We start from the raw sequence: 8,822 nt of genomic DNA, 5'->3' as shown, positions 1-8,822 counted from the left end.
ACGGTGTACTCGCCGAGCTCGCCGGCCTCGAACGTGTCGCCGGGGTTGCCCTCGATGTCGCCGGCGGCCAGGGCGTTGGCGGCGAAGGCGGCCAGGTAGCCCAGGTCCTCGGGGTTCCAGAGCGCGAACGCCTCGACTGTGCCGTTCTCGACGTACTCCCGCATCTGGTTCGGGGTGCCGAGGCCGGTGAGCATGACCTCGCCCTTCTTGTCGGAGTCTGACAGGTAGCGCGCCGCGGCGGCGATCCCCACGGTGGTCGGCGAGATGATGCCCTTCAGGTCAGGGTGGGACTGCAGCAGGGCCGCGGTCTGGTCGAAGGACTTCTGGTCGTCGTCGTCGCCGTAGACCGTGTCCACGAGCTCGATGTCGGCGTAGTCGGGGTTGGAGCCGAGCTCCTCCTCCATCATCTCGATCCACGCGTTCTGGTTGGTCGCGTTGGCGCTCGCCGACAGGATCGCGATCTCACCGGAGCCGTCGATCTGCTCGGAGATCAGCTCGAGCTGGACGTTGGCGATGCCCTCGGCAGTTGCCTGGTTGATGAACAGGTCACGGCACTCGGGGTCGGTGTCGGAGTCGAAGGTGACGACCTTGGTGCCGGCGTCCCGGGCCTGGTTGAGCGCGTCGCAGATCGCGGTCGGGTCGTTCGCCGAGACGATCAAGCCACTGACGCCCTGCTGAGCGGCGGTGTTGATGTACTGCACCTGGGCGTCGGCCGCCGCCTCCTGCGGGCCGACCTCCTCGATCTCGGCGCCGATCTCGTCGGCGGCCTTCTCCGCACCCGCCGTGCTGGTGTCGAAGTACGGGTTGCCGAGGTTCTTGGGCAGCATGGTGAGGGAGACGCTCTCGTCGCCGCCTTCGCCGCCCGCGCTGTCGGTGTCGTCCCCGCCACATGCGGTGAGGACCATGGCGCCGCTGAGCAGCAGCGCCGCGAAAGCGGTAGCCCGCTTCGAGTGGAACTTCATCAGTTCTACCTTCCTTGAGTTTCCACGCCGACCGGCGGGATCTGTGGGTTGGACGCCTCATCACTGGGCGGCCGGTTCCGTCTGGCGGCAAGCCCCGAGAGCGCTGCCAGGACGCTGGGAGCCATCACCGAGGCCACCAGGAGCAGGCCGATGATGATGTTGGTGACGTTGACCGTGACGCTCTCCAGCCGCAGCGCGCTGGAGATCACACCGATCAGCAGGACGCCGGCGATCACGCCGTGCAGGCGGCCACGGCCCCCGAAGATCGAGACGCCGCCGAGCAGGACCGCCGCGATAACCTGGAGCTCGAGCCCGGTGGCGTTGTCGCCACGGGCGCTCCCGAAACGCAGCGTGTAGTAGATGCCGGCCAGGGCGGACACGGCACCGGAGAGCACGAACAGGGTGAGCTTGGTGCGCTCGACGTTGACGCCGGTGAAGTGCGCCGCCTCGGCGTTGAGGCCGATGTCGAAGATGCCCCTGCCGAACGACGTGAAGTGCAGCAGCAGGGCGAAGACCACCGCGAGCACGACGAACAGGACCATGACCCGGGGGATCCCGGTGCCGCCGATCTCGGCGGTCGCGAGGTCGGTCCAGCTGTCCGGGAAGTCGGTGACGGCCTTGGTGCCGAGCAGCCCGACCGCGAGCCCGCGGAACAGGGCCAGGGTGCCGATGGTGACGGCGAGCGACGGCAGTCCGACGTACGCCACGAGGAAACCGTTCAGCGCACCGCAGACGACTCCGGCGAGGAGGGCGACCACGGCGGCGGCAGTCATCGGCAGCCCGGCCTCGTGGAGCACGCCCAGCAGCACGCTGCTCAGCCCGACGACACTGGCCACGGACAGGTCGATCTCACCCGTCACGATCACCAGCGTCATCGGCAGGGCGATCAGCAGGATCGGCATGGTGTCCAGGAGCAGGAAGGTCAGCGTCAGCGGCCCGTCGAAGTTGGGCACGTTGGCGATCGAGTAGAGCACCACGGCGACGAGCAGGGCGATGACCGCGGCCTCCCGGGTGAGCAGCAGGCGCCGCCACAAGGGTTGCGCGTGCTCGGCGTACGAGCGGACGGGGGCCTCGATGGTCGTCGTCATGACTCGTCCCTTGCCTCGATGAGCTTGCGGGCCTGCCGGGCCGAGAGCACGCGGTCGAGCACGATCGCGCCGATGATCAGTGCACCGACGACGGCGCGCTGCCAGAAGTCCGGGATCCCGAGGATCGGCAGCGCCCGGTCGATCGTCACCAGGAGGACGGCGCCGATGGCCGCACCCCAGACCGTGCCGCTGCCGCCGAAGATGGCGACGCCGCCGATGACGACCGCGGCCACGGCCTCGAGCTCGATGCCGGTGCCCGCGCCCGAGCTGACGGTCCCGTAGCGGGCGGCGAACATGACGCCGGCGAGCCCGGCCAGCGCACCGCTGAGCACGAACGCGGCGAGCACTCGACGGCGCACGTTGAGGCCGTAGAGCTCGGCGGCCTCCGGGTCGGAGCCGATGGCGTACATCTCACGTCCGCCGCGGTGGGCGTAGAGGTAGTAGCCGACGACACCGACGACCACGGCCGCCACGATGAAGAGCACCGGGATCGAGAGCACCGACCGGGTGCCCAGTCTCAGGAAGTCGCGCGGCATGTCACCGGCGTTGATCCGGTCGCTGCCGGCCCAGGTGAGCACGATGCCCCGGTAGATGTAGAGCGTGCCGAGCGTGATGACCAGCGCGGGCACCCGCCCCAGCGCGACCAGCAGGCCGTTGACCAGTCCGAGGAGACCGCCGGCGACCACCCCGGCCGCGACGACGGCGACGATCGGCAGACCGGGGAAGTCCAGGAAGAGCCGGCCGGTGAGGTACGCCGTGAGCCCGAGGACCGAGCCCACCGACAGGTCGACGTTGCGGGTGATGATCACGACGGCCTGGCCCGCCGCCAGCACCAGCAGGATCGCAGGCGTGAGCAGCAGGTCGCGCCAGGAGTTCGCGCTGAACAGGAAGCTCGGCGTCTTCACCGTCGCGGCCGCGATGACCAGCAGCAGCACGATCAGGATCGACATCTCGCGTGAACGCACGACGGTGTTGAAGACGCGCACGGCCGGCGACTGGCGGCTGGGCTCGACCAGCCGCTCGATCTCGGCGTCGTGCACCGGCGCGGTGTCGACAGGCACGGTGTCGCTCATCGCGCGGTCTCCTCGGTGCGGGTGGCGGCGCGCATGACGTTCTCGGGAGTCGCCTCCTCGCGCGGGATGTCGGCGGTGATCCGGCCCTCGCACACGACGAGGACGCGGTCGGCCATCCCGAGCACCTCGGGCAGCTCGGAGGAGATCATCAGGACGGCCATGCCCTGCCCGGCCAGGTCGGAGAGAAGGCGGTGCACCTCGGCCTTGGTGCCGACGTCGATGCCCCGGGTCGGCTCGTCGATGACCAGCACCCTCGGGTCGGTGGCCAGCCACTTGGCGATCACGACCTTCTGCTGGTTGCCGCCGCTCATGGTGGCGGCGTTCATGTCGAGCGCCCCGGTCTTGACTGCCAGCTTGCCGGCCCACGGAGCCGCCGAGCGGCTCTCGGCCGAGCCGGTGAGCAGGCCGGCCCTGGCGAGACCTCCCCGGATCACACCCGCGATGTTGCGGGCGACCGATGCCTCGGTGACCAGACCCTGCTTGCGGCGGTCCTCCGGGATGAACGCCATCCCGGCCCGGATCGCCGCGCGCGGGTTGTGCGCCGGCACCGGCCTGCCGCCGAGCGTGACGCGACCCGTGTGGTACCGGTCCACGCCGAAGACCGCACGCGCGATCTCGCTGCGTCCGGCGCCGACGAGACCGGCCAGACCGACGATCTCGCCGGCTCGGACCTCGAAGCTCACGTCGTGGAAGACCCCGGCAGAGCTCAGGCCCTCGACCCGAAGCACCGGTTCACCGATCGTGGCCGGCGTCTTCGGGAACAGGTCACCGACCTCTCGACCCACCATCAGCGCCACGATCGTGTCGACGTCGGTGTCCGTGGTGCGCACCGTGTCGATGTAGGCGCCGTCCCGCATCACCGTGATCGTGTCGCACAGGTCGAAGACCTCGTCGAAGCGGTGGGAGATGAACACCAACGCCCGGCCCTCGTCACGGAGGCTGCGCGCGACCGTGAACAGGCGCTCGACCTCGACTCCGCTCAGCGCCGCGGTCGGCTCGTCCATGATCAGGACCCGCGCGTCCAACGAGATGGCCTTGGCGATCTCGATGATCTGCTGGTCGGCGATCGACAGCCCCTGCGCCGGGCGGCGCGGGTCGATGTGCACCCCGAGCCGCGCGAACAGCGACCCGGCCTCGGCGTACATCGCGGCCCGGTCGATCCGCCGGCCGGCGCCGACAGGCTGACGGCCCATGAAGATGTTCTCCGTCACCGAGAGGTCGGGGAAGAGCGTCGGCTCCTGGTAGATCACCGCGATGCCCAGGGCTTTGGACTCGGCGGTGGAGGCGAAGTCCACGCTGACTCCCCCCAGCAGCATCTCGCCCGCGTCCCGCCGGTGCACTCCCGCGACGATCTTCACCAGGGTCGACTTGCCGGCGCCGTTCTCGCCGACCAGGGCGTGGATCGAGCCGGCGTCGGCGCGGAGACTGCCGGAGCTCAACGCGACGACTGCGCCGAAGGACTTCGTCACGTTCCGCAGCTCGAGCACCGGGGTGCCCGAGGACGGTGCGGGACTGGGTGTCGGCATCGCCGGCCTCCGATTGAAAGGTTTCAAGTTCGAGCTCGACGCTACGTGAGTAGCGGCACACCGGTCAAGCACTCGGACTCAGAAAGTTCGCAAGCAGGGCTGATCGGCTTGCCGCCCACCCCGATCGAAGGGGCTACCCTGAGCCAGGCATTTGGACGTTTCAAGTCGGGAGGCGGGATGACGCGCAAGAGCGGGGATGTGTCGTCGTTCTCGGCTGCCCGTTCCGCGGGGGTCAAGGACGTTGCCGCCGCCGCCGGTGTGTCGCTGGGCACCGTGTCCAACGTGCTCAACCGTCCCGACCGGGTCAGCGCCCGCACCCGCGCTCGTGTCGAGAAGGCCATGGCCGAGCTCGGCTTCGTGCGCAACGAGTCGGCACGGCTGCTGCGCGCCGGACGAAGCAGCACTCTCGCCTACGTGATGCTCGATGCCACCAACCCGTTCTTCACCGATGTAGCTCAGGGCATCGAGTCGGCCGCCGACGAGCACGACCTCTCGCTGTTCATCTGCAACAGCGACAACAGCGCGGCCCGCGAGCGGAAGTACCTCACCCGGCTGCAGGAGCAGCGGGTGCAGGGCGTGCTCGTCACCCCGGTCGACCCGATGGAGCCCCTGCTCGACGAGGTCGCCCGGCACGGCACCCCGGTCGTGATCGTCGACCGCACCCGAGACAAGGCGACGCACTGCTCGGTCGCCGTCGACGACGTGCTCGGCGGCCGGATCGCGGTGGAGCACCTGCTCGACCTGGGACACCGACGGGTGGCGTTCGTGGGCGGGCCGGAACGCATCGGCCAGGTCCGCGACCGGCGGGCCGGCGCCATCGCCGCGCTCGAGGACGCGGGCGGCGACCCGCCCGACCTCGTCGAGGTGCGGACCGAGGCTCTCACAGTGGCCGAGGGTCGCGGCGCCGGCGAGCGGATCGCCGGCATGCCGACGTCCGCGCGGCCGACCGCGGCCTTCTGCGCCAATGACCTGCTCGCCCTGGGCCTGCTGCAGAAGTGCGTGGCCCTCGGCCTGCGTGTGCCCGATGACCTCGCGATCGTGGGATACGACGACATCGAGTTCGCCGCCGCCGCGGCGGTCCCGCTGACCTCGGTACGCCAGCCTCGTCGCCAGCTGGGCCGGCGGGCGACCGAGCTGCTGCTGGACGAAGCGACCAACCCGGACCACCAGCACGAGCAGGTGCTGTTCACCCCGGAGCTCGTGGCGCGGGCCTCGACGCGGCGCTGAGGCTCCGGGCGAGGTGACTCGACCCGCGACAGGGATACCTGGACGCCCAACTAGAGTGCGGGGCATGCCTGCGAACCGTGTGATGCCGACCGAGGAGGCCGCCGACCTGATCGGCCTGGTCCGCGACCTGGCGACCCGGGAGCTGGCGCCGCGGGCGGCGGAGGCGGAGGCGACGGAGACCTTCCCACGCGACGTCTTCGCCATGCTCGGCAAGGCGGGCTTGCTGGGCCTGCCCTACCCCGAGGAGTACGGCGGCGGCGGCCAGCCCTACGAGGTCTATCTCCAGGCGCTCGAGGAGATCGGCGCGGTGTGGAGCAGCATCGGCGTCGGGGTGAGCGTCCACGCGCTGAGCTGCTTCGGCCTGTTCACGAGGGGCACCGAGGAGCAGAAGCAGAAGTTCCTGCCCGACATGCTCGGCGGCGACCTGCTCGGCGCCTACTGCCTGTCCGAGCCGCACGCGGGCTCCGACCCGGCCGCGATGACCACGCGCGCGAGGCGCGACGGCGACGACTACGTGCTCACCGGAGCCAAGGCGTGGACGACGCACGGCGGGCACGCCGACTTCTACAAGGTGATGGCCCGCACCGGTGACGGCCGCAACGACATCTCCTGCTTCCTGGTGCCCGCGACTGCCGAGGGTCTGACCTCGGACGCCCCGGAGCGGAAGATGGGGCTGACCGGAAGCACCACGACGACCATGCGCCTCGACGGCGTCCGGATCCCCGTCGAGCGCCGGCTCGGCGAGGAGGGCGAGGGCCTGAAGATCGCGCTGGCGGGGCTCGACGCCGGCCGGCTCGGCATCGCCGCGGTCGCAACCGGCCTCGCGCAGGGTGCGCTCGACCAGGCCGTCGCCTACGCCAAGGAGCGCACCACGTTCGGCAAGCCGATCATCGACCACCAGGGGCTCGCGTTCGTGCTCGCCGACATGGAGGCCGCCGTCGAGTCCGCCCGGGCGACGTACCTGGCCGCGGCCCGCCTCAAGGACCAGGGCCTGCCGTACTCCATGCAGGCCTCGGTCGCCAAGCTGGTCGCCACCGACAACGCGATGAAGGTGACCACGGACGCCGTTCAGGTGCTCGGCGGCTACGGCTACACGCGCGACTTCCCCGTCGAGCGCTACATGCGCGAGGCGAAGGTCATGCAGATCTTCGAGGGCACCAACCAGATCCAGCGCATGGTGATCGGTCGTGCCCTCGCCGCCACGGGCGTCGCGGGCGGCACCGTCACCGTCGCGCGCTGACCCCGGTCCGACCGATCCCGAACCAGGAGACCAACGCATGCTGCTCGACAACACCTCCGCCATCGTCACCGGCGGCGCCTCCGGCCTCGGCTCCGCCACCGCCCGGGCCCTGGCCGCACGCGGGGTCCGCGTGGTCGCCGTCGACCTCGAGGTCGGGCAGGCGCCGGAGATCGACGGAGTCGCTTATGTCCAGACCGACGTCACCGAGCCGGCGCAGGTGCAGGCGGCCGTCGACCGGGCCGCCGAGGCCGGCCCGCTGCGGACGGTCGTCAACTGTGCCGGCATCGCACCGTCGATGCGGATCCTCGGCAAGAAGGGCCCGCACGACCTCGATGCGTACGCCACCGTCGTCAAGGTCAACCTGATCGGCTCGTTCAACGTGCTCACGCTGGCCGCCGAGAAGATCGCGGCGAACGAGCCGCTCGACGACGGCCAGCGCGGAGTCGTCGTCAACACCGCCTCGATCGCGGCGTACGACGGCCAGGTCGGCCAGGCGGCGTACGCCTCGTCCAAGGGCGGCATCGTCGGCCTGACGCTGCCGGCCGCCCGCGACCTGGCGCAGTACGGCATCCGGGTGAACACCATCGCCCCCGGAATCGTGGAGACCCCGATGCTGGCCACCGTCTCGGAGGAGTTCCGTGCCGGGCTCGCGGCCGGCGTGCCGTTCCCGCAGCGGCTCGGCCGCCCGGACGAGTTCGCCCAGCTCGCGCTCGCGATCATCGAGCACGACTACCTCAACGGTGAGGTCATCCGGATGGACGGCGCGCTGCGGATGGCACCGCGCTGACCCACCGATGATCGGGGCCCGCCAGCGCTGATCGAGCCCGTCGTTCCCTGACCGAGCCGAGCCGGGCTCGATCACCGGTGACCCACTGCGGATCACCGGTGATCGAGCACGCCATGACCCGTCAGTCCCGGATCATCCGTCGTTGCCGCACCAGCGTGAACCCACCGGCGAGGAGCAGCAGCACGCCGCCCGCAGCGAGGGTGCTCACCAGCGACCCGGCACCCGTGCTCGGCAGCACGCCTGCAGCGGGTGCGGCCTGCGCCGCCTTCGGGGTGGCGACCTCCTGCACCCCGGCCACGGCCGGCGGCCGGTTGACGCCCGGAGGCTGCTCCTCCTCGCCCAGCACGGCCGGAGGCGCGACACCGGGCGGCGTCACGCCGGGCACCAGACCCGGTGGCGTGACCCCCGGCGGGACCACGGGCGGCACGACCGGCGGCACGACCGGGTTGCACGGCTTGCCCGGCGCGTCGACGCACGGCGGCACCGGGTTGCAGGGCTTGCCCGGCTGGTCCACGCACGGCGGCACCGGGTTGCACGGCTTCTCCGGGGTGTCGACACACGGCGGCACCACCGGGGCCTTGCAGCCGGTGTGCGCGGGGTTGCCGGCGCTCTTGCCGTCCTTGCCCTTGCCGATGCCGTTGTTGTCGTCGCACTCGTAGCCGTTGTTGCCGTCGTCGTCAGCGTTCGGCATCTGTCCGGGCGGGTTCTTGTTGTCCGCCTTGCCCACACAGCCCGCGCACGGCTTGCCCTTGGCCTGGCCACGGTCGTTGCCGTTGCCGGACGGCGAACCGTCACGGGTCGAGCAGTACACGCCACCCGGGCACTGACCGTTGGCCCCGCCGGAGTTCTGGTCGGCGTTGCTCAACGGCTGCGGTTGCGTCGGGTCGCCCGAGGTACCGCCGGTGCCGCCGCTCGCGTG

At 70.8% G+C, this 8,822-nt stretch carries 8 protein-coding genes; 3 read left to right on the top strand and 5 right to left on the bottom strand.

Going from position 1 to position 8,822, the window contains the following annotated elements; all coding sequences use genetic code 11:
* The 4 genes from rhaS to VFH10_RS14975 form a co-directional block, all read right to left on the bottom strand.
* Positions 1 to 962, bottom strand: a 962-nt coding sequence (rhaS, locus tag VFH10_RS14990; RefSeq protein ID WP_325129959.1) for a rhamnose ABC transporter substrate-binding protein, incomplete at its 3' end; no start/stop codon positions are given.
* Positions 963 to 967: 5 nt separating this feature from the next.
* Positions 968 to 2,050: an ABC transporter permease gene (locus VFH10_RS14985; protein ID WP_325129957.1), complete on the bottom strand. Its 1,083-nt coding sequence runs from the start codon at positions 2,048 to 2,050 to the stop codon at positions 968 to 970.
* Positions 2,047 to 3,123 (bottom strand): ABC transporter permease, encoded by a 1,077-nt coding sequence (locus tag VFH10_RS14980; protein ID WP_325129955.1) that lies wholly within the window; start codon positions 3,121 to 3,123, stop codon positions 2,047 to 2,049. The genes VFH10_RS14985 and VFH10_RS14980 overlap by 4 nt, the downstream gene beginning before the upstream one ends.
* Positions 3,120 to 4,649, bottom strand: a complete 1,530-nt coding sequence (locus VFH10_RS14975; protein ID WP_325129953.1) for a sugar ABC transporter ATP-binding protein — start codon at positions 4,647 to 4,649, stop codon at positions 3,120 to 3,122. The genes VFH10_RS14980 and VFH10_RS14975 overlap by 4 nt, the downstream gene beginning before the upstream one ends.
* Before the next feature lie 177 nt (positions 4,650 to 4,826).
* Between VFH10_RS14975 and VFH10_RS14970 the strand changes: the two genes are divergently transcribed.
* The 3 genes from VFH10_RS14970 to VFH10_RS14960 all read left to right on the top strand — a co-directional run bounded on the left by VFH10_RS14970 (position 4,827) and on the right by VFH10_RS14960 (position 7,903).
* Positions 4,827 to 5,876, top strand: coding sequence for a LacI family DNA-binding transcriptional regulator (locus VFH10_RS14970; RefSeq protein WP_325129952.1), 1,050 nt, complete (start codon positions 4,827 to 4,829; stop codon positions 5,874 to 5,876).
* A 64-nt stretch (positions 5,877 to 5,940) separates the two neighbouring features.
* Positions 5,941 to 7,116, top strand: a complete 1,176-nt coding sequence (locus VFH10_RS14965) for an acyl-CoA dehydrogenase family protein (protein ID WP_325129951.1) — start codon at positions 5,941 to 5,943, stop codon at positions 7,114 to 7,116.
* 37 nt (positions 7,117 to 7,153) lie between these two features.
* Positions 7,154 to 7,903, top strand: coding sequence for an SDR family NAD(P)-dependent oxidoreductase (locus VFH10_RS14960; RefSeq protein ID WP_325129949.1), 750 nt, complete (start codon positions 7,154 to 7,156; stop codon positions 7,901 to 7,903).
* Between the two features lie 121 nt (positions 7,904 to 8,024).
* On the opposite strand, the gene VFH10_RS14955 is transcribed toward VFH10_RS14960, so the two are convergent.
* On the bottom strand, positions 8,025 to 8,822 hold a 798-nt coding region (locus VFH10_RS14955), incomplete at its 5' end, for an LPXTG cell wall anchor domain-containing protein (protein ID WP_325129948.1).

This window comes from Nocardioides sp. (assembly GCF_035697785.1).
In the GTDB taxonomy this organism is placed as follows: Bacteria; Actinomycetota; Actinomycetes; order Propionibacteriales; family Nocardioidaceae; genus Nocardioides_B.
The sequence above is the reverse complement of the archived record's forward strand: the minus strand, read 5'-3'. Positions and strand labels throughout refer to the sequence as shown.

Bases quoted from the DNA above. Each gene is read 5' to 3' on its own strand.
- VFH10_RS14975 (WP_325129953.1), bottom strand. From the start codon at position 4,649: ATGCCGACACCCAGTCCCGCACCGTCCTCGGGCACCCCGGTGCTCGAG.
- VFH10_RS14960 (WP_325129949.1), top strand. From the start codon at position 7,154: ATGCTGCTCGACAACACCTCCGCCATCGTCACCGGCGGCGCCTCCGGC.
- VFH10_RS14985 (WP_325129957.1), bottom strand. From the start codon at position 2,050: ATGACGACGACCATCGAGGCCCCCGTCCGCTCGTACGCCGAGCACGCG.
- VFH10_RS14970 (WP_325129952.1), top strand. From the start codon at position 4,827: ATGACGCGCAAGAGCGGGGATGTGTCGTCGTTCTCGGCTGCCCGTTCC.
- VFH10_RS14965 (WP_325129951.1), top strand. From the start codon at position 5,941: ATGCCTGCGAACCGTGTGATGCCGACCGAGGAGGCCGCCGACCTGATC.
- VFH10_RS14980 (WP_325129955.1), bottom strand. From the start codon at position 3,123: ATGAGCGACACCGTGCCTGTCGACACCGCGCCGGTGCACGACGCCGAG.